This is a genomic window from Bacillus sp. SB49 (assembly GCF_000469135.2).
Classification (GTDB): domain Bacteria; phylum Bacillota; class Bacilli; order Bacillales; family Halobacillaceae; genus Halobacillus.
The window spans coordinates 1544471-1565175 of the sequence record NZ_CP048117.1; the positions used below are offsets into that span (position 1 = coordinate 1544471).

Annotated in this window: 26 protein-coding genes; 16 read left to right on the plus strand and 10 right to left on the minus strand. The window is 48.1% G+C overall.

From position 1 onward, the window contains the following. Positions 1 to 57: 57 nt before the first annotated feature. Positions 58 to 204, plus strand: a complete 147-nt coding sequence (locus M662_RS08135; protein WP_008639914.1) for a hypothetical protein — start codon at positions 58 to 60, stop codon at positions 202 to 204. 147 nt (positions 205 to 351) lie between these two features. Then, positions 352 to 1884: a UDP-N-acetylmuramoyl-L-alanyl-D-glutamate--2,6-diaminopimelate ligase gene (locus M662_RS08140; RefSeq protein ID WP_026577551.1), complete on the plus strand. Its 1533-nt coding sequence runs from the start codon at positions 352 to 354 to the stop codon at positions 1882 to 1884. A 48-nt stretch (positions 1885 to 1932) separates the two neighbouring features. Here the strand turns inward: M662_RS08140 and M662_RS08145 are convergent, their stop codons facing one another. From M662_RS08145 to M662_RS08160, 4 genes are read right to left on the minus strand one after another with little or no spacing between them, the layout of a single operon-like run. Then, on the minus strand, positions 1933 to 3408 hold the full coding sequence (locus tag M662_RS08145; protein ID WP_035387997.1) for a phytoene desaturase family protein: 1476 nt from the start codon (positions 3406 to 3408) through the stop codon (positions 1933 to 1935). Further along, positions 3405 to 4517: a glycosyltransferase family 2 protein gene (locus M662_RS08150; protein ID WP_026577549.1), complete on the minus strand. Its 1113-nt coding sequence runs from the start codon at positions 4515 to 4517 to the stop codon at positions 3405 to 3407. Before M662_RS08150 ends, M662_RS08145 begins: the two co-directional genes overlap by 4 nt. Before the next feature lie 19 nt (positions 4518 to 4536). Then, a complete protein-coding gene (locus M662_RS08155; RefSeq protein WP_062513286.1) occupies positions 4537 to 5199 on the minus strand; it encodes a lysophospholipid acyltransferase family protein in 663 nt (220 codons plus the stop codon). Then, positions 5180 to 5950, minus strand: coding sequence for a carotenoid biosynthesis protein (locus tag M662_RS08160; RefSeq protein WP_008639898.1), 771 nt, complete (start codon positions 5948 to 5950; stop codon positions 5180 to 5182). Before M662_RS08160 ends, M662_RS08155 begins: the two co-directional genes overlap by 20 nt. A 389-nt stretch (positions 5951 to 6339) precedes the next feature. On the opposite strand from M662_RS08160, the gene M662_RS08165 reads away from it, so the two are divergent. From M662_RS08165 to M662_RS08175, 3 genes are read left to right on the plus strand one after another with little or no spacing between them, the layout of a single operon-like run. Beyond that, positions 6340 to 6564, plus strand: a complete 225-nt coding sequence (locus M662_RS08165) for a DUF1659 domain-containing protein (RefSeq protein ID WP_026577546.1) — start codon at positions 6340 to 6342, stop codon at positions 6562 to 6564. A 20-nt stretch (positions 6565 to 6584) separates the two neighbouring features. Continuing rightward, positions 6585 to 6797, plus strand: a complete 213-nt coding sequence (locus M662_RS08170) for a DUF2922 domain-containing protein (protein WP_008639894.1) — start codon at positions 6585 to 6587, stop codon at positions 6795 to 6797. 51 nt (positions 6798 to 6848) lie between these two features. Then, entirely contained in the window at positions 6849 to 6986 is a 138-nt protein-coding gene (locus tag M662_RS08175; protein WP_008639892.1) for a YvrJ family protein, read from the plus strand. A 73-nt stretch (positions 6987 to 7059) separates the two neighbouring features. On the opposite strand, the gene lepB is transcribed toward M662_RS08175, so the two are convergent. Continuing rightward, positions 7060 to 7581, minus strand: coding sequence for a signal peptidase I (lepB, locus tag M662_RS08180; RefSeq protein WP_008639890.1), 522 nt, complete (start codon positions 7579 to 7581; stop codon positions 7060 to 7062). A gap of 263 nt (positions 7582 to 7844) precedes the next feature. On the opposite strand from lepB, the gene M662_RS08185 reads away from it, so the two are divergent. Further along, positions 7845 to 8042 (plus strand): aspartyl-phosphate phosphatase Spo0E family protein, encoded by a 198-nt coding sequence (locus M662_RS08185; protein ID WP_236096547.1) that lies wholly within the window; start codon positions 7845 to 7847, stop codon positions 8040 to 8042. Between the two features lie 147 nt (positions 8043 to 8189). On the opposite strand, the gene M662_RS08190 is transcribed toward M662_RS08185, so the two are convergent. Next, positions 8190 to 9344 (minus strand): aminotransferase A, encoded by a 1155-nt coding sequence (locus M662_RS08190; protein ID WP_026577545.1) that lies wholly within the window; start codon positions 9342 to 9344, stop codon positions 8190 to 8192. Positions 9345 to 9452: 108 nt separating this feature from the next. Between M662_RS08190 and M662_RS08195 the strand changes: the two genes are divergently transcribed. The 5 genes from M662_RS08195 (at position 9453) to M662_RS08215 (ending at position 12818) form a co-directional block, all read left to right on the plus strand. Then, a complete protein-coding gene (locus tag M662_RS08195; RefSeq protein WP_081694881.1) occupies positions 9453 to 9599 on the plus strand; it encodes an FbpB family small basic protein in 147 nt (48 codons plus the stop codon). A 114-nt stretch (positions 9600 to 9713) separates the two neighbouring features. Then, positions 9714 to 10571 (plus strand): patatin-like phospholipase family protein, encoded by an 858-nt coding sequence (locus tag M662_RS08200; RefSeq protein ID WP_026577544.1) that lies wholly within the window; start codon positions 9714 to 9716, stop codon positions 10569 to 10571. Then, the gene (locus M662_RS08205; protein WP_026577543.1) at positions 10571 to 11269 is read left to right on the plus strand and encodes a DNA alkylation repair protein; all 699 of its coding nucleotides are present in this window, start codon (positions 10571 to 10573) and stop codon (positions 11267 to 11269) included. The genes M662_RS08200 and M662_RS08205 overlap by 1 nt, the downstream gene beginning before the upstream one ends. 54 nt (positions 11270 to 11323) lie before the next feature. Then, a complete protein-coding gene (locus tag M662_RS08210) occupies positions 11324 to 11728 on the plus strand; it encodes a hypothetical protein (protein WP_008639878.1) in 405 nt (134 codons plus the stop codon). Between the two features lie 184 nt (positions 11729 to 11912). Beyond that, the gene (locus tag M662_RS08215) at positions 11913 to 12818 is read left to right on the plus strand and encodes a chemotaxis protein (RefSeq protein WP_026577542.1); all 906 of its coding nucleotides are present in this window, start codon (positions 11913 to 11915) and stop codon (positions 12816 to 12818) included. Positions 12819 to 12878: 60 nt separating this feature from the next. Here M662_RS08215 and M662_RS08220 read toward each other — a convergent pair whose 3' ends face one another. From M662_RS08220 to M662_RS08230, 3 genes are all read right to left on the minus strand, one after another. After that, the gene (locus M662_RS08220) at positions 12879 to 13097 is read right to left on the minus strand and encodes a hypothetical protein (protein ID WP_008639876.1); all 219 of its coding nucleotides are present in this window, start codon (positions 13095 to 13097) and stop codon (positions 12879 to 12881) included. A 68-nt stretch (positions 13098 to 13165) separates the two neighbouring features. Beyond that, complete coding sequence (locus M662_RS08225) at positions 13166 to 13633, minus strand: YkyB family protein (RefSeq protein ID WP_008639875.1); 468 nt, start codon at positions 13631 to 13633, stop codon at positions 13166 to 13168. Between the two features lie 263 nt (positions 13634 to 13896). Continuing rightward, entirely contained in the window at positions 13897 to 14757 is an 861-nt protein-coding gene (locus M662_RS08230) for a metallophosphoesterase (RefSeq protein ID WP_026577541.1), read from the minus strand. Between the two features lie 145 nt (positions 14758 to 14902). On the opposite strand from M662_RS08230, the gene fadH reads away from it, so the two are divergent. Next, on the plus strand, positions 14903 to 15667 hold the full coding sequence (gene fadH, locus M662_RS08235) for a 2,4-dienoyl-CoA reductase (protein ID WP_008639873.1): 765 nt from the start codon (positions 14903 to 14905) through the stop codon (positions 15665 to 15667). Between the two features lie 72 nt (positions 15668 to 15739). Here fadH and trhA read toward each other — a convergent pair whose 3' ends face one another. Further along, positions 15740 to 16378 (minus strand): PAQR family membrane homeostasis protein TrhA, encoded by a 639-nt coding sequence (gene trhA / locus M662_RS08240; RefSeq protein WP_026577540.1) that lies wholly within the window; start codon positions 16376 to 16378, stop codon positions 15740 to 15742. Between the two features lie 258 nt (positions 16379 to 16636). Here trhA and cbpB point away from each other — a divergent pair, with 258 nt between their 5' ends. The 4 genes from cbpB to M662_RS08260 all read left to right on the plus strand — a co-directional run bounded on the left by cbpB (position 16637) and on the right by M662_RS08260 (position 20633). Continuing rightward, complete coding sequence (gene cbpB, locus M662_RS08245) at positions 16637 to 17107, plus strand: cyclic-di-AMP-binding protein CbpB (RefSeq protein ID WP_026577539.1); 471 nt, start codon at positions 16637 to 16639, stop codon at positions 17105 to 17107. A gap of 87 nt (positions 17108 to 17194) precedes the next feature. Then, a complete protein-coding gene (locus tag M662_RS08250; protein ID WP_035387996.1) occupies positions 17195 to 18676 on the plus strand; it encodes an MDR family MFS transporter in 1482 nt (493 codons plus the stop codon). A gap of 61 nt (positions 18677 to 18737) precedes the next feature. Continuing rightward, positions 18738 to 19457 (plus strand): 2,3,4,5-tetrahydropyridine-2,6-dicarboxylate N-acetyltransferase, encoded by a 720-nt coding sequence (gene dapD / locus M662_RS08255; RefSeq protein WP_026577538.1) that lies wholly within the window; start codon positions 18738 to 18740, stop codon positions 19455 to 19457. A 60-nt stretch (positions 19458 to 19517) separates the two neighbouring features. Continuing rightward, positions 19518 to 20633: an N-acetyldiaminopimelate deacetylase gene (locus M662_RS08260; RefSeq protein WP_026577537.1), complete on the plus strand. Its 1116-nt coding sequence runs from the start codon at positions 19518 to 19520 to the stop codon at positions 20631 to 20633. The last annotated feature ends 72 nt before the right edge of the window (positions 20634 to 20705 follow it).

Consider the following 20705-nt stretch of genomic DNA (forward strand, 5'->3'; position numbering starts at 1 on the left):
ATTATCCGGTCAAAATGGAATACTTCTTCTTGACTACATTGTCTTAGGAGGTTTCCCGTGACGGAGAAATATTTGGTTTATCACCAGTTGAAATCAGGAGTTGTCAAACAGGTAGCTGTCATGGCTTCCCATAAGGAAAAAGCCCGTGAAGAGCACTTGAAGACGGATCCTAAATCCAAAATCACCCACATTCGTTTAATTTGAGAAACCGGGAAGCATCTGCCTTCACGGTTTTTTTCTTATTCGTCAAAATCCGCGTACATACGTTTCATATTCCATAAACCCGGGTATGTATCTGATATTGAATGCTTTCACTTAGTAAAGCATAGATTGATACTAAAGGGTGATACCATGAATAAGAATATTTTCCGACTGGATGACATCCTGACAGGAACATTTATAGGTCCTGTGGAGCAGAGGATTGTAGACGTCGTCTATGATTCCCGAGAAGTAAAAGACGGAGACGCATTCGTCTGTATCGCGGGTGAACATTTGGACGGTCATCGATATATAAAGCAGGCAATCAGTAATGGAGCACGGACGATTATCGGTACGGATGCAGGGGAAATCCATACATACGTGCATGACTATCCTTATCATAGTTTTGTTATCGTCGAAGACAGCAGAGAGGCGCTCGCCTGGATGGCGGCTGCCGTATGTGGAAATCCCGCTCGGTCTCTGCATACGATCGGCGTTACCGGTACGAATGGAAAGACGACGGTGTCGGCTTTCATCTATTCCCTTCTTAATCACCTGGAATGTCGAACAGGATCCATCGGTACGGCCGGCATTTGGGACGATCAGCAGAAAACAACGTTTAAACAGACGGTACCGACGACCCCGGAAGCGCCTGATATTCAGCGCGTACTCCGTCATTTCCGTGAGAGGGACATGCAGGCAGCTGTCATTGAATCGACGTCCATTGCGATGGAGCAGAAACGCTTGGATACCATTCTTTTCGATGTAGCGGTCCATACCAATCTGACTCCGGAGCATCTGGAATTCCATAAGACGATGGAAGCTTATAAAACAGCCAAAATGAAGCTGTTTAGGCAGGCCAAGACAGCGGTCATCAATGTGGATGACCCGGGTATGTCCGGGGACTTGCTCCGGGAATTCAGCGGTAAACGATTGACTTATGGAATGAACGACGAAGCGGACTTGCGGGCGGAGGATGTCCAGCCCCATCTTCAAGGGACGTCATTCCGACTCCGTGCATTCGGCGAGACGCACGAAATAATGGCACCGGTTTATGGACTTTATAATGTCTCCAACCTGATGGCCGCGATCGGCGCTTGTTTGCTGCTCGGATTCCCTTTGAAGAGAATACTTACAGGAGTGGATAAGATTAAACGCCCCGAAGGACGTTTTCAATTGGTAGATCGGGAAGCACCTTATCAAATTGTTACCGACTACGCTCATACACCGGATGCGCTTGAAAAAGTACTTGGTGCGGTAGAAGGACTGCCTTACCGCCGGTTAATCGTGATGATCACGGGAATTGGATTGCGTGATCCGAAGAAGCGTCCACTCATGGCAAGTGTAGTGGAGGGACGGGCGGATGAAATTGTCGTGAGTGTAGATCAGCCCGGGCATGTGGATCGTCGAAGCATTGTCGATGACGTGCTGGCCGGCTTCCGGCAGCCTGACGCCCCGACTATTCATCCGATGCTGCATAGAGAAGACGGAATCCACAAAGCGCTCGATTTAGCGAAGCCGGGAGATGTCGTTCTTTTGACCGGAATTGGATTCGGCGGCTATCAAATCATTGGTGACGTCAAGGTCCCCTACGATGAACTGGCTGTGATCGATGAATACTTCCAGCGATCCGGACATGCGAAGGTTATAGAACAGCGGAATAAAGTACAGACAATCGATCGATAAAAGAAGGCCCACCCTGTTCTATCTCATAACAGGGTGGGCCTTCTTTTGTTATTCCATTTCAACAATCCTTCCAATGATCTTATTGGCAACGTTCTGTCCGCTTAAGACAACCATCGGAGATCCGCCGCCCGGATGCGTGCTGCCACCGCAGAACCACAGGCTTTCGATATCCTGTGACTTGTTGAAGGGGCGCATGAACGCCTGTGCCCGGGTGTTGGAAGAGGGGCCGTACAGCGACCCTCTATGTGCGCCGAACTGGTTCTCGATATCGGCAGGGTCCATGACCATCTCGAACGCGGCATGCTTGCGGATCGGAATCTGATAATGCTCCAGCTTGTCGTAAATCTTTTCTTTGTAGACCTCTTTATCATAATGATTGTTTCCTCCTGCTCTGATTGCAGGGGCATTGACGAGTAGGAAGCAGTTGTCTCCTTGCCTGGAAATGCCGGGATCTGTTTTGGAGGAAGTGGATATATAGATAGTCGGATCCTCTGGGTACTTTCCGGATTTCAGAGTCTGGAACTCTTCTTTATAATTCTTGGAAAAGAAGAGGTGATGATGGTGAAGCCGGTCCAATTCAGTATCCAACCCTGCCATAATAACAAAGGCCGATATAGAAGGATCAAAACGACTGATCCGTCGGTTGGAGAGGGAAGGGCGTTCCGAGTCTGAAAGCAGCTCGGGAACAGATTTGAGCAGGTCACCGTTTACAATGACGTGGTCTGCTTCATAGTAACCATCTGCTGTTTCCACGCCTTGCACGCGCTTGTTTTTCGTATGGATCTTCTTCACCTCGGTGCCGCTGTAGAGAGTCACTCCGACGTTTTCTGCTGCCTTTACGAAAGCTTCGGCGATCTTCGTATTGCCGCCCCTCACGTAGTACACACCGTCGTTCCACTCCAGATGAGCAATCATAGCAAATGTCGCAGGGGCACGGTAAGGATCGGACCCAATATACGTGGAATAACGGTTTAACGATTGGATAACGGCAGGATTCCGGAAATATTTTTGGAAAAAGTGGTCCATGGACTCAAGCGGCCGTACTTTTGCCGTATTCAAAGCAAGGGCAGGGGATAGATAATCCTTCCACCCGGAAAATGTACGGTGGAGAAAATGTTTTCGGGACAGCTGATACAGCCGTTCGATTTCCTGGAGAAAGGAATCATAGTTCTTCAGGCCGAAAGGATCCAGCCGCCCCAACTGCTGCTTCATATACGCTTGATCGGTGGAGAAGTCGAACGTAGAACCATCAGGGAAGTCATTTCTCGTGTGGTGGACGACGTGGATAAACGGAAGTTCGAGGTCCGGATCCAGTCCACCCTGTTTAATGACGTCCCGAAAAACTTCCGGCATGGTTATGGTGTTCGGACCGAAATCGAAGTGGTACCCTTCTTCATCCACCGGCATCATCTTTCCACCGAAATGGCTGTTTTTTTCAAAAAGCGTGACGTCCGCCCCGTGCTTGGCTAACGTTACGGCAGCGGACAAACCTCCGAGTCCGCCACCTATAATGCTGACTTTCATAAGTAGGATCTTCCTTTCCATTGATAAGATTCGCCCCGTTTATGAACCGCCATCGAAGCAAAGAGAATAGCGATTAACAGCACGATGGCGACTGGCAGACAGAACGAAAGCCACAGCGGGTGGCCGGTCTTTACATCGGTGTACATCTTGAAAGCGACCGTCAATAAGTAAGGGAGCAGGTAATAGACAGGAGCACCGAAGAGGACGGTTACAGCGAGAAACGCCGGCAGAAGAAAAACGGCCGTATAAAAGACGGAAAGACCGACGGCCATGACGGTCGAGCGCCCGATTCCTGTAAAGATGTTCTTCTTAAAACCAGCCCACGTTTCTGCGGAAGAATCGTACATATAGGACAGGACCGATCCGGTAATGTTGACGAGTATCATTCGATACCCGTGCTTTTTGATCTGTCGTGCGATATGGACATCTTCCACCAGCGAGCCTTTGACGGATCGGTGGCCGCCGATTGCTTGGTACGCTTGCTTCTCCACCATAAGGAAGATACCGCATGCCGCGGTGAACATCGGCTTTGTTGTCCGATTGGCTACAAATAATGGGAGATGAAGAAGAACGATCATATGCTGAAGCGGCACGAGCATATGACTTAAGAAATGGAAGTTCGGATACCGCGGAAAGCCGCTCACCATGGCAGCGCCGTGCTTTTCCATCGTTGCCATGGTCCGTTCGATGACATCAGGAGCGACCCTTGCATCGGCATCCAGGAACAACAAGTAGTCCCCTGATGCCTGTTCAGACAACTGATGGCAGGCGTGGACTTTGCCGTTCCATCCTTCCGGCAGGTCGTTTCCTTGGATGATCCGGAAACGGGTGTCGTTTCCTGTACAGGAGACGAGCAGGTCATAGGTATCATCATCCGAGTGATCGTCGAGCAGGATCACCTCCAAGTTGTCATATGTCAGACGCTTCAAAGACTCTGTCAGCCCCTTGACATTGGCCGCTTCGTTACGCAGCGGCACAAGAAGGGAGACAGAGTGCCGGGAAGCGTCTCCCTGTCTTTTTTCCAAAGGATAGAGCGACAGGCTGTTAAGCATGGTCCATAGGTTTAAGAAGACAGTGAAGAACAGCAGAACTGTCCATAGCGTCATCATGTATCATTCACCACCTTGATTATAAATTACGGAATGTCCGATGGTCTTCCGTTCGTACTTTCTCCCGCAGACGATCGAGCTGGTCTGTCGCGCACTTCTCGAAATAATTCGTCATTTGCTTTCTATTCAGGGGGAGGTATTCGTTCTCCGGTAAGGGATTTCCTATTTCTATGTATGCGTTCGGTTTCCGTGTATGCTCGAGGCTGTAATAGATCGAGACGGGAACAACTTTCACATCCGGGGTCTTCTCAGCAATATAGGAGATGCCGGAAAAGAATTCGAGCGGTCTTTTCTCCTGATGCTGCTCCTCACCTTGCGGGAAAATCCAGACGGTCCGCTGCCGTTCAAGGAGGCGGATGCTGTATTTCAATGATTCCAACAAGTGTCTGCGATCGGTCTTGTCGACAGAGAAAGCACCGATGCTGCGGAAGAAGGGGAACCGGCGGATTCCTTCCTCGCCCATCATTCCATAGGCATCCGATTGAACGAGCCGTTCGTTCAGGTGGAAGATGATCAATGGGTCCCACCATGAACTGTGATTGATGAGGAACAGCACGTTACGGCTCGCAACTTCGGGAGGGCTGGCGACACGGATGGATTCAAAGTGTTTTTTTAGGAACCATCGGTTGAATCGTGTAAACCCCCACTCGATAAGGGGGTGCTTACGTGCTTCCCTGAACATCGCCGTCCCTCCATTTATATAAGACATACCATATAACCGTCAGGATTGTAACAAGTGTAATCGCAAAAAACAGTCCGCCTGTCAGTGCGACGACAAGGAACATGAAGACGATCATTAAGAACACATAGCTCATCCGTTTAGGCCACATACCGGTATCCTCCAGTGGTTTAGGGCTCCATAATAAGAAAATCAAGTGGAACACAGCAGACAGGACAAACCATCCGACAAAATTGGAAGCTGGGATATCGTAATAAAGCCCAGGCTCATCCCACAACCAGTATTCCTTGATTTTGTAATTAACAGGATCAAGAATTAAGTCCATCGTTACGGTAACGAGTGAACCAATGATCAGAAAGCTGATGTTCTTAAAAGGTCCTTTCCACGCGGATGTAATGCCACGGGCCATTTCGTGCGAACAGCCCATAACAAGAAGCCAGGCGAAACCAATCGTGATCGGCGTATCGGCGATTTTTAATCCGAAATTATCATTATACGTGTAAGAACCGAAGAGGAAGTCCTGCTCCACGCCGAGGTGCTCCACGTATATACTGACCACAACGATAATAATGCTGTACAGCAGCCCTTTGTATGTACCATACATCTTACAGAAATAGATCCCGCCGACGACCCCTGCCGTAATCAGAAAGACACTGTTTGCCCATTCCAGCCAGGGCGGAAGGATGTCAAACGTTACGAGGATCAGCCCGCAGGCATACCAGAATAAAAAGAAGCGGTAAATAATAGTCGTCATAAAACACCTCATCCACTTTACTAGTTCCGTTATGTATATAGGAGAATCCTTCTATCATCATACCTCATCTAGAAGAAAATTAAACGGAAAAGCCCTCGCGTGGAAGACTTGAATAAGGATAGGGAAATTTCAGAAAATAAAAGGCATGCGCTTTCAAAATTTGTTAAAATAAACAGGTAGAGAGGGGTTGGACTAAATGGAAATGGTCATGTTTGTTGTCTGTTTGGTTATATTGATCTCGTTAATAGGGATGTGCATGTTTGATAGAGGGTAACCCTTCTTAAAAACAGAGGTGCCGGGTCTTTTATAAAAGATCCGGCATTTTTTTTGAAAGACGACACCTCCTTTTTATCCTTCTTCGATTATAGAAGTGAAAGGAGGTGATCAGCATGGCAGTGGAAGCCCACAAACTTGACACAAGGCTGCAGTTGTCTTTTGAAGCAGGGAGAGATCCGGAAGGGAATGTGATCGTCGCCCGTAAATCGTTTAACAACATTAAACTGACCGCGACAGATGAGCAGCTGTATCTTGTATCCCAGGCGCTTGCTCCTCTTCAGAATCGATTGATGTTCCAAGTGGAGCGTACGGATCAGACGGTATTAATCGATGTTTAAAACACAGGAGGAGAGAGTAGATGAAAACACTGGAATTGAAGTTTCTCAATGAAGAGGACAAGGTCGTAACGCTTACACTGGATGATCCGGTCGAGCCGGCCGATCCGGCGGCTGTTAATGCCGCTATGGACGAAATTATCAACCAGAACTGCTTCTATTCAAGCGGAGGTATTCTGATTGGTAAGAAAGAAGCCCGCATTGTCGAGCGGAATGTGGTGGATATTGAAATCTAAAAGAGCAGGGGTTCCTTGAGGGACCCCCTTTCTATTAAGGGGATGGCGGATATGGAAACGTGGTTGTCGCTGATGGCGGATGTCGGTTTTCCGGTGGCAGTAACGTTCTACTTGCTGCATAGAGTAGAAGGGAAGCTGGACCAGTTGATCGACTCCATACATCGGCTGCCGGAAAAATGGATTCCATAAAAAAGAAAGGCCCGGAGGCTCTATGCCGTCCGGGCCTTTCTTTTTTTATTGGTGTCTTCGCTCACGGAGGGTTTTACTTCGTGAGTCCCCATTCCTGGAATGGGTAAATGACCAGTTCTGTCCGGCCGATGATCTCTTCTTCATCAATAAAGCCGAGACCGTTTCTGCTGTCTTTACTGATTGAACGGTTGTCACCCATAACGAAATATTCGCCTTCCGGTACATCAACGGGACCAAAGTCACGGGTCGCCGTAGCTGCCTCGTCCGTCAAATAGTCCTGTGTTTGTTTTTCGCCGTTTACATACAGTTCGTGTTCTTTAATTTCAACCGTGTCACCCGGTTTTCCAATAATCCGTTTCACATAGCTCTTCACAGGACGTTCGATGATGACGATATCGCCACGCTGCGGCTCGTCTATATAATACACAATTTTATTGAACATGACTCGTTCACCGTTTTGAAGTGTCGGGTCCATGCTGGCACCTTCCACGATGGAAGTTGCAAAGAAGAACGTTCTAAGGATAAAAGCCAGCGTGATGGCAACGGCAATGGCTTTCAGCCACTCCAGCCATTCTTTTTTCGATTGCTCGGACAATCTGATCTTCCTTTCTCGATGAACGCTTTATCACATATATTTTACCATAGAGGATAAGAAATGAAAGGGAAGGGAAGCTTAATTTAATACAGATGTAACAATACCGGCACCTCGTAGAGGGTATAATAGAAGGGAATATTTGTCGAATTTTAGGAACTTTTTGCATTCGTATTTACAAAGTGAATGAAAATTGAGATAATTCTTCCCGTGCCACGTTGCATACGAACACACATTCTTTCTTTTAGAAGGAAGAGTACAAGGAAATGGATAGAACAAGTCAGGAGGTAGTCGGAATGCAGATGACCGATAAGGATCCTCGCATAACGAGAGTGGAGATACTCCGGAAAGAAATGACCAAAGTAGCCATGGAAAAAGGACTCTCAAGTAAAGAATCCGTGAAATTAAGCCAGGAATTAGACACCTTACTGAATGAGATACAAAGTGATAAACGTCCGAAATAAAGCATATGGACCCCGTCTATATGCTTTTTTAGCTTATGGAAAAAGTACTTTTCCTAGCGAACGGGCTTCGATAAAATGAATTACCTTTTTAAGTTTTTTGATCTTCTGGAAAAGCCCATGGATCCAGTCCACGGGCTTTTTGCTGTTTCAGTTTTTTTGGAGAAACTTCTCGAGCCGGTCGAGTCCTTCTTTCAGCGTATCCATATGATAGGCGTAGGAAAGCCGCATAAACCCTTGGCCGGAAGCGGAAAAGGCATCACCGGGTACGAGAGCGAGTTTGGCTTCCTCCACCAGCTGGACAGCTCGATCGAACGTCGTTCTTCCTTCAAGTGGAAATTCCACGAAAATATAGAAGGCGCCTTCCGGTTCAGCGAAGGACAGACCCATTTGGCGCAGCCTTTCGGTCACATAATCCCTCCGTTTCCTATAGGCATCCCTCATTTGTTCGGCGTCCTGCTTTCCGTTCGTGAGCGCCTCTAAAGCTGCGTACTGGCTGATCGATGTCGGACAGGAAACATTGTATTGATGCACTTTGAGAATATGGGAAGCCAGCCAGCGCGGGGCAAGTAAGTATCCGATCCGCCATCCTGTCATACTATGGGACTTCGAAACACCGTTGATGACGATGACCTTATCTCTCAGTTCGTCATACGAGGCGATGGAGACGTGCGGCCGTTCGTACACAAGTTCACTGTATATCTCATCAGCGATCAAGAAGACATGTTTACCGGCAAGAAAGTCCGCAATATCTTCCAATTCCGGCTCTGTCATCGAAACGCCGGTAGGATTGGATGGGTAAGGAAGAATGACGGCCTTCGTCTTATCCGTCCACGCCCGTTCTATTTCGGCCCGTGTGAGTTTAAAGTTGCTTTTCCTTGTATCGACGGTGACTATCTGTCCGCCTGCCAGGTGCACAAGCGGTTCATAGCCGGGATAGACAGGTCCCGGAAGGATTACTTCATCGCCTGGTTCAAGGATTGTCCGAAGTGTCACATCGAGGGCCTCGGAAGCTCCTACGGTGACAATAATCTCATCTTCCGGTGCATAATCGAGTCGGTAATTCGTCTGTACATGTCTGCTGATCGCTTCTCTTAATGGGAGAATGCCTGCGTTGTGCGTGTAGCTCGTCCGGTCTTCTTCGATGGCTTTAATCCCGGCTGCTTTGATGTTTGCCGGTGTCGGGAAATCAGGCTGCCCGATTGTCAGAGAGACAACATCTTTGTAGCCATTGACCATATTGAAGAACCGTCGTATTCCGGATATTTCGATTTCTCTTACTTTCGTATTGATCCTATGTTTCATCGTTTCTCTCCTTGTAACACATAATTAACAAAATGTTCAAACAATTTAATGGTGCAGCCTTCAGACATTTGGTATACTGCTAAGGAAGAAATGGAAAGGAGAACAGCTATGAGACCAAACCGAATTTCCTTTGAAGATCTTGTAGATCGTAACAAACAGCAGCTTCTGAAGGACGAAGACGCCCTCGAAAAAATCGAGAACAAAATAGATGAAAAGCATGCCAAAAGACTGGAAAAGAAAACGTATGTCAATTGATGACAGTACATGAGAGAAGCGTCCGATTCTGCGGGCGCTTCTTTTTACTTTCCGGAATCATTTGTGGCAGAATGATAATAAGAATATCTTAAAACAAATCAGAAGGTGATTTCAATGGAAAATACGGGACTGGTGCTGGAAGGCGGCGGCATGCGCGGCGCTTATACAGCGGGGGTGTTGGACTACTTCCTGGATGAAAACATCCAATTCCCTTACGTCGTCGGTGCTTCTGCGGGAGCCTGTAACGGCAGTTCTTATGTCGCGGGACAGCGGGGGAGGAACTATGAAGTAATCGTCGAATACGGGAGTCATCCGGAATACATATCTTACAAACGGATGTTCACAAAACGTCAATTGTTTGGAATGGATTTCATATTCGATACACTTCCAAACCAATTGGTTCCTTTCGATTACGATGCGTTTCTTAAACAGGATACGACTTTTGTGATCGGTACGACGGATATGGAGTCCGGGGCTCCGGTGTTTTATGATAAGTATCCTGATAGGAGCAGTCTGCTTCAGTTGATACGTGCTTCAAGCTCTCTACCCATGATCGCTCCAAGCATAGCTTACGATGGCAGGCAGTTGATGGATGGCGGCATAGCGGACCCGATTCCCCTGGACCGCTCGATGGAGGACGGCAACAAGAAGCACGTCGTCGTCCTGACCAGGAACGATGGGTATATCAAAGGAAAGATGAAAGGCGCCTGGTATATGAATCGGAAGTACAAGCAGTTCCCCTTGTTCGCAAGAGCGATGATCGAACGCCATATCAAATACAATCAGCAGCTTAAGCTTTTGAAGGAGATGGAAGAGGAAGGATCGGTCCTCATTATCCGGCCGAAAGAGCCGCTTAAGGTCGGGCGTGTGGAAAAGAACAGAGAACGTCTGCACCAGCTCTATGTTCAAGGGTATGAAGAAGCGAAACAGTCTGCAGAGCTTCTAGCTTCTTTTTTGGAGAAAGAAAGTTGATGAATAAGGCGAAGGTATTGGCCGCAGCTGTTCACGAGGCGCTTGCTTCAAACAGGAATGAGAAAAACAAGAGGCCCATGGAAGCTTATATGAAACACCATTTTTCTTTTTTTGGGATAAAAGCACCGGATCGCCGGCTTCTATGCCGGCCGATATGGAAAGAATACCGGAACATAGAGGAAGCGGAGAGGATGGAGGCTGCGAAACTCCTGTTCGATATGGAAGAAAGGGAATGTCATTATGCAGCTATTGAACTACTGGAGCGCGGCACGAAGAAAACGCTCCCGTCCGCCATCGACGGGTATAAGCAACTGCTGGAGACGAAACCCTGGTGGGATACAGTCGATCCGATCGCGTCGAAATTGTGTGGTGCTTTCTTCCTTCGTTACCCCGATTTTCTCCGTCCTGTTACGGAGGAATGGAGCCGGTCGGAAACGATGTGGCTGCGCCGCTCGAGCCTCCTGCATCAGTTGAGATACAAAGAAAAGACGGATCGGGACCTGTTATATCACGTCACCCATGAATTGAAAGAGGAGCGGGAATTTTTTATCGAGAAAGCAATCGGATGGGCGCTGCGGGAATACAGCAAGACAGCACCGGAAGCCGTCCTTCTGTTTGTAGAAAGTCACCCGCTCCGCCCGCTCAGCAGAAGAGAAGCATTGAAATGGATGAAAGCACAGGGCATGCTGGACGTTTAAGGAAATCTTTCCTTGTTCATAATGGTAGTAATGAGAACAAGGAGATGAACGTACATGAATTTGTCCGAATGGCTGGACCCCTCTATTCTGGATGGAGCAATCCGGATGTTGGACCCTGATCTATTGGGAATATTCGGCCTTGAACCCCACCACGTCCAATTCACACTTGTATTTCTGTTGATGGCGGCCGTCATGTGGGTGATGAAACCCGTAATGGAGTGGATCATCCTTCATAACTGGAAGACTTTTGCAAGCTACCTGGGCAGCAGTCTGACAGTGCTCGTCTTTCTTCAACTGATTGATCGTTATGCGATGAGCGGAAACACGTCGATGCTGCCTGACTTTTTCTGGTCGATTTCCCTGCTTGGCATGAGCAGCTTCGGTTTATGTTATATCCTCTTTCAGGCAGGAAAGCGGAGCTGGAAGAAACTCAGCCGTCGCCACAAAAAAGCAGCTTAGGATGTTTTCTGTGACGACGGACTCTTTGTCATTTATGTGGGAGAATAAGTATATTTGTTTGCATGTATACATGTCATTGAGCCTGAATTCAGGGGCTTTTTTTGTAAGTAGGACTTCTTTTCTAAACCTTCCAGGAAGAATGTCGATATAAGGCATAGATCCGATACAGGAAGGGCGATGAAATGTGAACAAAGAACACGGAATCCTATTGGAGAGCGGCACCAACGAATTGGAGATTGTAGAATTCGGTATCGAGGGCAACCGCTTCGGGATCAACGTCATCAAAGTCAAGGAGATATTAAACCCGCATCCTATTACGAAAATTCCTCATTCCCATAAGTCGGTGGAGGGAATTATAGAAATTCGTGGAGAGGTCGTGCCGGTGGTGGATGTGGCACACGCCCTGGGTTTCCCTGCCTCGGAAAATCCGGAACGGGATAAATTCATTCTTACGGAATTTAATCAGACAAAAATTGTTTTCCACGTACATACCGTTACCCAGATCCACCGCATTTCATGGAGTGATATCGAAAAGCCTGATCGTATGTATCAAGGGCTGGAGACGCAGGTCACAGGTGTGATCAAGATGGAAGAGGGAATGATGCTTCTGCTTGATTTTGAGAAGGTCGTCGCTGACATTAACCCGGAGTCCAGCATTCACAAAGGGCAGCTTAGGGAACTTGGAGACCGGGATCGGTCGACGAAACGAATTCTGCTGGCAGAGGATTCAGCCATGCTCCGGGCAATGGTTCAGGAGACACTCGGGGAAGCAGGATATGAGCAGACGTTCAGCTTTGAAGACGGCAAAGAAGCATACGATCATTTGGCAGGATTGGCAGAAGAAGGTAAAGTGCTGGAAGAGGAATATCAATTGATCATTACAGACATTGAGATGCCCCGTATGGACGGGCATCATCTGACAAAACTGATTAAAGAAAATGAAGCGATGAGCAAGCTGCCGGTGATCATCTTCTCTTCCTTGATCACCGATGATCTGCGGCATAAGGGAGAAATGGTCGGTGCTGATGCGCAAGTGTCCAAACCGGAAATCGTCGACCTTGTTAAATGGATCGACCATTTTATTCTGTAACAGCTGTAAACGAGGGGTACGAAGAAAAAAAGATGACAAAGGGCGCAAAGCGGCCTCTTGTCATCTTTTTTTATCCATCTCATTCTGTGTGAAAAGCTTATCATGCCAGGCGTAGGCATGCTTGGAGAGTACTTCCGGGTCCTTCCCTGCAGGGGACGCCTGGATGACCTTTTCTTTTTGTTCTGCGGTCAGATGCTCATAGGATGAACGCATTTCCGTCGTGTATTCCATATACTTCTTCAAATGATAAAGAAAGTCTTCCATTGGATCCATCGTCATAGAAATCAGCCTCCTCCTTATGTTTCATTCCTTATTTTTACAGAAGCGAAACATAAAGAGCGGTTTTATCAGCGATCCCTTCGTCTGCGTTGGTTCCACGGACCGCCGGTCGGCTGCCCGAGAAAGCTCGGACTTGTCGTCTGCATGGCATGCATCGGTTTTTTCGGCATTTTCCAATCCAAATAGTGGTAAAGATTCCGCTTCGCTTTCGACAGGGAAAGCTTCGGCTTAGGATTGCGGTAGGACTGGTCGACTTTACCGAGGTGCTTGAGTTGATCGAAATCCTGTTTATGTGCAGGAACGTGGAAGTAATAGCCCCCGACTTCAATCAGGAGAGTCGAATGCTGCTGGCTGAATCTCGGGTGGTCCGAGAAGTGAAGTCCTACTTTCTTCGCGCGGTTTTCCTGAAGGAGTTTTTCGATGGTTTGTTTTTTGATGTCGTATAAGTGCTTTGGTTCCGGAGCTGTCTTGGCATGGCGGTTGACGATAAATAAGGATTCTGCCAATTCCCGGTTCGATAAATGTGTTTCTTTCATCAGTGGACTCCTTTCCATCCAATTCAAACGGTTTTCTATCTATTAGGATTTGACGAAAGGCGGTGTAACGGAAGTTCCCGTCATAGATCCGCCTGGCTGTAAAAGACGCTTTGGTAACGGGCGGATGCATCAGCCTGTCCCTCCCTAGGTAGGAGGAGGATAGAGAGAGCTGTCTTAGTATAACCAACAGGACCTCTCCTACAAGTAAACTTCTTCTAGTGTACCACTTGTATTCGTATGGTTGCATGATTTATGTGTAGTCTTTAAGAATCATTTGATTTCAAGAGAAATAACGAAATTTCCGGCTGACAAAGGAAACGGTAAGGCAGCCGTGTCGTTCCGATGCCTCTGCTCACGTACAAATCGAGTCCCTGTTCCAAGCGGTAATGACCTTCGACATATTTCTCCGCATAGGGAGGGGTGACCATGTACCCGTAAAACGGCAGCTGCACTTGTCCTCCATGGCTGTGACCGGAAAGTTGAAGGTCGATCGGGTAGCGTTGATAGTCGTCGGCAACATCCGGCTCATGAACCATCAGGAGTGTGAATAAATCCTCTGGAATACGGTTCAATGCTTTTTCAATATCCGGTTTCCCCAGCATCACATCGTCCAAACCTGCAAGGGCAAAAGATGCAGACCCATTTCGAATGAGGATGTGTTCGTTCTGCAAAAGTTGGAAGCCGCCCTGGTCCATCACGTCCCGGATTTTGTCTGTACCGTAACCACCATGGTCGTGGTTTCCGTAAATCCAGTACTTCCCGCGTTTAGCTTCCAGTTTCCTGAGCACCTGCACAAGCTCCACAGGATAATCGTACGTGTGGGGTTTATCGACGAGATCGCCGGTAAAAAGCAGGAGGTCGGGCTCGTACCCATTGATGGTCTCTGAAAGCTTGTTTAATTGGTTTATATCATAATGGAACCCGAGATGGGTATCGGAGAACTGGAGAACTTTGAAATTGTGGAAAGCTCTCGGAATTTTTTCGCTTGTAATCGAATAGGTTTTTGTCTGAAGCATGTGAGGCTCGAGATAACGGGCATACGAGTATCCAAAAGCGCCGATCCCGAGAATGCCTGCTGTACCGGATAACACGCGTTTCAGAAAGGTTCTACGACTCATTTTCATAGCAGCACTCCCCCGAATTCTTCCGCCATTATATCACGAAACGAAAAAAAAATTCGTCGAAAATACCGCGTTTTTTATAAAATGAACAGGAATTCATTTTATGCGTGTAGAAAGATATGTAAGAGGAAAAGAGGAGGAATTTGTCATGAAGAACGAAGTAGTCATTGTCACGGGAGGATCGAGCGGGATGGGGCTCCATATGGCTAAATGTTTCGTGGAGGCAGGAGCAAAGGTCGCCATTGCCGGTAGAAACGAAGAACGTCTGGAAGCGGCGCGGAAGGAAATTGCACAAGGAAAGGAAGATGACGTCCTTACCATTCAGATGGATGTGCGAGAAGTGGAAGATGCAGAGAGAATGGTCGCTGAAACTGTAAGCGCTTTCGGTAAGGTGGATCATCTTGTTAATAATGCGGCAGGTAATTTCATCGTACCTGCGGAGGATTTATCGCCCAACGGCTGGAATGCGGTCATTAACATTGTACTGAATGGTACCTTTTACTGCAGTCATGCCGTAGGAAATTACTGGATTGAAAACAAAATCAAAGGATCCATTCTGAATATTGTCGCTACATATGCATGGGGAGCAGGGGCAGGAGTTATTCATTCCGCCTCGGCTAAAGCGGGGGTCCTTGCCATGACCCGCACGCTTGCTGTGGAGTGGGGAAGTAAGTATGGTATAAGGGCGAACGCCATTGCCCCTGGGCCGATTGAGAGGACAGGTGGGGCAGACCGGTTGTTTCAGTCGGAGGAAGCGGCGGAGCGGACACTGAAGTCCGTACCTCTGAAGCGTCTCGGAACACCGGAAGAGATTGCGGCTCTCGCAAATTTTATTCTCTCAGAAGCTTCCTACATGAATGGTGAAGTGGTAACGCTGGACGGCGGACAGTGGCTGAACAAACATCCATTTTGATTCACATAGAAAAAGGTTCAGAACCGTCATCCGGCTCTGAACCTTTTTTTATGTGCTGATGGAACGATCACTTCAACCGATGATATAGAAGAATACCGTAAAGAAGTGCAGGATCGACCCACCGAGGACGAACAAGTGCCAAACCATATGGTGATAGGTGAAACTGCGCCATACATAGAAAATTGCACCGATGGAATACAAGACGCCTCCGACGACGAGGTACGTGATGCCGGCGGCTGGAACCTGAGCGGTAAGCGGACCCCAGGCAAGAACGATAAGCCAGCCCATCAGTACATAGAAAACGGTGGACATTACAACAAAACGTTTGACGAAGAATACCTTAAACAGAATACCGAGAACCGCAAGCCCCCATACGATGCCGAACAGAGTCCAACCGAGCGCTCCTCTTAATGGGACGAGCAGAATCGGGGTATAGGTGCCGGCAATGAATAAATAAATCGCCGAGTGATCAAAGATTTCAAACAGGTCCTTTGCTTTCCCTGGAGGAAAACTGTGGACGAGTGTCGAAGAAACATATAAGACGAGCATGGATACACCGTATATCGTCACACTTGTTATGTGCCATGCATTGCCGCCGATACTTGCGAACACAATCAGAAGGACGAGCATGGCAGCACTCAGGACAGCCCCTATCCCGTGCGTCACAGCATTCGCTATTTCCTCGCGTTTCGAGAAGGTGTGTGTCATCATTTCCATCTATTCCACTCCAATACTATCAGGTGTGTTCATTATACGCCTATAAAAGTGATTTATAAAGGGAAGCAGAAAGAAGAGGTTTGATGTTATCCAAATAGTGGGTAATAGATAGTCGTCCGAATGCGTCAGAGAGAGAGAATTGTCGGAAATTGCGGTTCGTGATCAGGCTTGATCTATGTTAAACTATGTAATGGTTCCTTAGAGCGTCTCTTTCTGCTCCTTCAGATGTTGAACAAAGGAGTGAACATGATTATGGTAAGTATAGAAGAAACAGAAACATTGAGGATCCCTCTCGTATCAGAGATCATGATCCCATCAGAGAAGGTCGCCCACGTGCAGGTAGGCAATCCTTTGGAGCACGCGCTGCTAGTCCTCGTGAAATCAGGCTATTCTGCAGTTCCTGTACTGGACCCTACGTACAAATTCCAAGGGGTGATCAGTAAGACAAAGATACTGGAGGAAACGTTGGGAATGGAAAGGTTCGAGCTTCATCACTTATCGGATATCAAGGTGTCGGAAGTGATGGATAAAGAGGTACCGTGCCTTAAACAGGACGATACGATGATCGATGCCCTTCATAAACTGATTGATTTTCCTTTTGTCTGCGTCACCAATCCGGAAGGCGAATTTGACGGAATCGTCACCCGCCGCACAATACTAAAACAATTCAGCAAACACTACCACGAAACCTTCAAACACACGATGAACGGATCGAATGCATAATACAAAAACTATACCGGAATAGATGGCATCTTCCTGATGTCATCTATTTTTTGTAGTATAGTAAAAGCGATTACATAGATAAAGGGGATGAATCCTTTGCAGAAAAACAGACAGAGAAGGGGACTCGTCCTTGCTTCGATTATGCTTGCCATGTTCCTGGCAGCCATCGAAGCGACGATCGTTTCGACGGCTATGCCGAGCATCGTGGCCGACCTTGGTGGGTTCAGCTTGTACAGCTGGGTATTCTCCGCCTACTTATTGACCAATGCCTCTACGGTTCTGCTGTTCGGCAGACTGTCCGATGTTTATGGTCGAAAACCGATTTTCATGGTCGGAATCAGCTTGTTTTTAACGGGAGCGGTCATTAGTGCACTTTCTCCTTCTATGGAAGTATTGATCGTGGCAAGGCTTGTTCAAGGACTCGGAGCGGGTGCTTTGATGCCGATTGCGACGACGATTGTAGGCGATATCTACACGAAAGAGGAGCGGGCGAAGATCCAAGGCTACCTCTCGAGCGTCTGGGGGATTTCTGCTGTTACAGGTCCTGTTCTGGGCGGTTTTTTTGTGGATATACTCAGCTGGCATTACGTATTTTGGATGAATATACCGCTCGGCCTGCTGGCTCTCGCAGGTATCCTGCTTTTCTTTAAGGAGGAAAAGGTCAAAGAAAAGCGTTCGGTCGACTGGACAGGGTCGCTACTGGTGGTCGTTACCATCAGTACTGTCATGATTATCCTTGTAGAAGGAGGTACGGGACTCGAGTGGAGCTCGCTTCCAATTGCCGGACTTGCTGCTGCAGCTTCAGCGGGGGCTTTGAGTTTTGTCTTTCATGAGAGAAGAATAGCAGACCCGATGATTCCGGTCGAGTTATGGAAGATCCCTTCCATCCGCTACGCCAACCTCACTTCTCTCACGACAGGAATGATTCTGATCGGCGTCAGCAGCTACCTGCCTGCATTCGTCCAGGGAGTAATGGAGCAGTCTGCGACCGTTGCGGGCTTCACCTTGACGACTATGTCGATCGGCTGGCCGATTGCTTCGACGGCTGCAGGACGTCTCATCCTGAAAATAGGATATAGACCAACCGCATGGATCGGAGGAGTTTCCCTTATTATCGGGGGAGCGGTCTTTACCATGCTTACACCTGATAAAGGTCCGTGGTTCGCCGCCTGTGCTTCATTGTTCATCGGGATTGGAATGGGTCTGACGTCGACCTCTTTCATTGTGTCCATTCAAAATGCCGTGCCTTGGAAGCAGCGGGGGATCGCGACAGCAACCAATATGTTCATGAGGACGATCGGCAGTGCCGTGGGGGCGGCACTCTTAGGAGGCCTCCTGAACAGCCGGCTTGCAGGTACGATCAAGGAAGCAGGCTTAGCTGATTCGCTCGGAGTCGATTCCGCCAATTCCCTGCTTAGGGAAGAAAGCCGGGGCGATTTAACGACGGAGGAGCTTCGTGTTTTGCAGGACGGACTCACGGACGGCCTGCACCTTGTTTACATCGGTTTATTGGTGCTCGCCATTGTCAGTTTTCTTTTAATTCTGCAACTTCCGAAAAAAGAGGATTGAAATTAGGCACGGTGCTTTGATAAAGTAAAGGGGGAAAGAAATACATAGAGGAGGAAACAACATGAAGCAGATGGACGCTAATGAAATCATTTCATTCATTTCAAATAGCAAGAAATCAACACCGGTCAAAGTTTACGTCAAAGGGAGCGATCTTGAAAGTATCGAATTCGGAGAAGAAGTGCAGGATTTCGTCTCCGGTACTTCCGGCGTCCTTTTCGGAGAGTGGAAAGTCATTAAATCGGTTCTTGATGCAAACGAGTCTAAGATTGCGGATTATGTAATAGAGAATGACCGCCGTAATTCCGCGATTCCGCTGCTGGATATGAAAGATATCAATGCCCGTATCGAGCCTGGTGCTATCATCCGCGACCAAGTAGAGATCGGAGATGGAGCCGTCATCATGTTCGGTGCCATGATCAATATCGGTTCTGTAATCGGGGAAGGTACGATGATCGATATGAACGTGGTTCTTGGAGGACGCGCAACAGTAGGGAAGAACTGCCACATCGGTGCTGGAGCCGTACTTGCAGGTGTTATTGAGCCGCCATCCGCTAAACCGGTTGTTATCGAGGATGGCGTTGTCATCGGTGCGAACGCTGTAGTACTGGAGGGAGTAACCGTCGGTGAAGGTGCTGTTGTTGCTGCCGGAGCGATTGTAACGGAGGATGTTCCGCCGAATACACTTGTTGCCGGTACCCCTGCGAAAGTTCTTAAGGAAATCGATGATCAGACGAAGTCGAAAACCGAGATCAAGCAGGAACTGCGTAAACTGGACAATTAATTTAACGAATTACAGGGCCTTGCTGGCAAAGCAAGGCCTTTCTTATAAGGAGGAACCACCATGCAGCAAGAGCAGTTGACAGCTGTGCGAAGAGAATTACATCGTATTCCGGAGCTCGGCTTTCAGGAATTTGAAACCCAGCGTTATTTATTGAACTATATTGCCGGGCTTCCTCAGGAGGCTTTGGTTGTTGAGACATGGAGGACCGGAATTTTTGTCAGAGTCAGAGGAACTGTAGGAGCGAAGACAATCGGCTACCGGGCCGACATGGACGGATTACCGTTGACGGAGCAGACCGGCTATGACTTTGCCTCGGAATACCCGGGGAGGATGCACGCGTGTGGACACGATTTCCATATGACCATCGCGCTCGGGGCTCTCACCCGTCTGGCGGAAAAGCCGACAGAAGATGATGTCGTGTTTCTTTTCCAACCTGCAGAGGAAGGGCCGGGCGGTGCGGAGCCGATGATGCAGGCGGAGGAAATGAAATCCTTCCGTCCGGACGTCCTGTTCGGGCTTCATATTGCACCGGAACTGCCTGTCGGGACAGTATCTTCCAAACCAGGTCTCCTGTTTGCCAATACAAGTGAGCTGTTTATCGATTTTCACGGACTTGGAGGGCATGCAGCATTTCCGCATCTGACACGGGATATGGTGGTCAGTGCCAGTACATTCGTGACCCACTTGCAGCAGATTGTCGCGAGAAGAGTCGATCCACTGGACAGTGCCGTCATCACGATCGGGAAAGTGGAAGCAGGCACGGTGCAGAACATCGTCGCTGAAACGGCCCGTCTGGAAGGGACGATCCGTACATTATCACCTGAGGCGATGGACCGGGTGAAGAAAGAGATCGAAAAAGTGGCCACAGGATTTGAAATTGCTGATGACTGTCGAATTCACATCGATTACGGATCAAACTACCATCAAGTATTCAATAACGACACATACGTGAAGCAGTTCCGAGGAATTGTAGAACAATCGGATTACCAATACAAAGAAGCTTTGATGGCCATGACAGGAGAAGATTTTGGATATATGATCAAAGAAATTCCTGGTTTTATGTTCTGGCTCGGTGTAGAGTCTGATGCCGGCCTGCATCATGCAACGCTGAAACCTAAAGAGACAGCACTCACCGTCGGTGTGGATGTTGTCGAACAAACGATCCGCGGACTATAGATACCCATGCATACCTGCTATATACAAGCAAACAATAAAGTAGGCTTGATGTATGCAGGAGGAGGGTTTGCG

Excerpts from the sequence above, each read along its gene's own strand:
- dapD (WP_026577538.1), top strand. The coding sequence starts at position 18,738 with ATGAAGCAGATGGACGCTAATGAAATCATTTCATTCATTTCAAATAGC.
- cbpB (WP_026577539.1), top strand. The coding sequence starts at position 16,637 with ATGGTAAGTATAGAAGAAACAGAAACATTGAGGATCCCTCTCGTATCA.
- M662_RS08155 (WP_062513286.1), bottom strand. The coding sequence starts at position 5,199 with ATGTTCAGGGAAGCACGTAAGCACCCCCTTATCGAGTGGGGGTTTACA.
- M662_RS08200 (WP_026577544.1), top strand. The coding sequence starts at position 9,714 with ATGGAAAATACGGGACTGGTGCTGGAAGGCGGCGGCATGCGCGGCGCT.
- M662_RS08195 (WP_081694881.1), top strand. The coding sequence starts at position 9,453 with ATGAGACCAAACCGAATTTCCTTTGAAGATCTTGTAGATCGTAACAAA.
- trhA (WP_026577540.1), bottom strand. The coding sequence starts at position 16,378 with ATGATGACACACACCTTCTCGAAACGCGAGGAAATAGCGAATGCTGTG.
- M662_RS08185 (WP_236096547.1), top strand. The coding sequence starts at position 7,845 with ATGGATAGAACAAGTCAGGAGGTAGTCGGAATGCAGATGACCGATAAG.
- M662_RS08250 (WP_035387996.1), top strand. The coding sequence starts at position 17,195 with ATGAATCCTTTGCAGAAAAACAGACAGAGAAGGGGACTCGTCCTTGCT.
- M662_RS08210 (WP_008639878.1), top strand. The coding sequence starts at position 11,324 with ATGAATTTGTCCGAATGGCTGGACCCCTCTATTCTGGATGGAGCAATC.
- fadH (WP_008639873.1), top strand. The coding sequence starts at position 14,903 with ATGAAGAACGAAGTAGTCATTGTCACGGGAGGATCGAGCGGGATGGGG.
- M662_RS08220 (WP_008639876.1), bottom strand. The coding sequence starts at position 13,097 with ATGACGATGGATCCAATGGAAGACTTTCTTTATCATTTGAAGAAGTAT.
- M662_RS08230 (WP_026577541.1), bottom strand. The coding sequence starts at position 14,757 with ATGAAAATGAGTCGTAGAACCTTTCTGAAACGCGTGTTATCCGGTACA.
- M662_RS08160 (WP_008639898.1), bottom strand. The coding sequence starts at position 5,950 with ATGACGACTATTATTTACCGCTTCTTTTTATTCTGGTATGCCTGCGGG.
- M662_RS08140 (WP_026577551.1), top strand. The coding sequence starts at position 352 with ATGAATAAGAATATTTTCCGACTGGATGACATCCTGACAGGAACATTT.
- M662_RS08145 (WP_035387997.1), bottom strand. The coding sequence starts at position 3,408 with ATGAAAGTCAGCATTATAGGTGGCGGACTCGGAGGTTTGTCCGCTGCC.
- M662_RS08190 (WP_026577545.1), bottom strand. The coding sequence starts at position 9,344 with ATGAAACATAGGATCAATACGAAAGTAAGAGAAATCGAAATATCCGGA.
- M662_RS08260 (WP_026577537.1), top strand. The coding sequence starts at position 19,518 with ATGCAGCAAGAGCAGTTGACAGCTGTGCGAAGAGAATTACATCGTATT.
- M662_RS08175 (WP_008639892.1), top strand. The coding sequence starts at position 6,849 with ATGGAAACGTGGTTGTCGCTGATGGCGGATGTCGGTTTTCCGGTGGCA.
- M662_RS08150 (WP_026577549.1), bottom strand. The coding sequence starts at position 4,517 with ATGATGACGCTATGGACAGTTCTGCTGTTCTTCACTGTCTTCTTAAAC.
- M662_RS08170 (WP_008639894.1), top strand. The coding sequence starts at position 6,585 with ATGAAAACACTGGAATTGAAGTTTCTCAATGAAGAGGACAAGGTCGTA.
- M662_RS08205 (WP_026577543.1), top strand. The coding sequence starts at position 10,571 with ATGAATAAGGCGAAGGTATTGGCCGCAGCTGTTCACGAGGCGCTTGCT.
- M662_RS08165 (WP_026577546.1), top strand. The coding sequence starts at position 6,340 with ATGGCAGTGGAAGCCCACAAACTTGACACAAGGCTGCAGTTGTCTTTT.
- M662_RS08225 (WP_008639875.1), bottom strand. The coding sequence starts at position 13,633 with ATGAAAGAAACACATTTATCGAACCGGGAATTGGCAGAATCCTTATTT.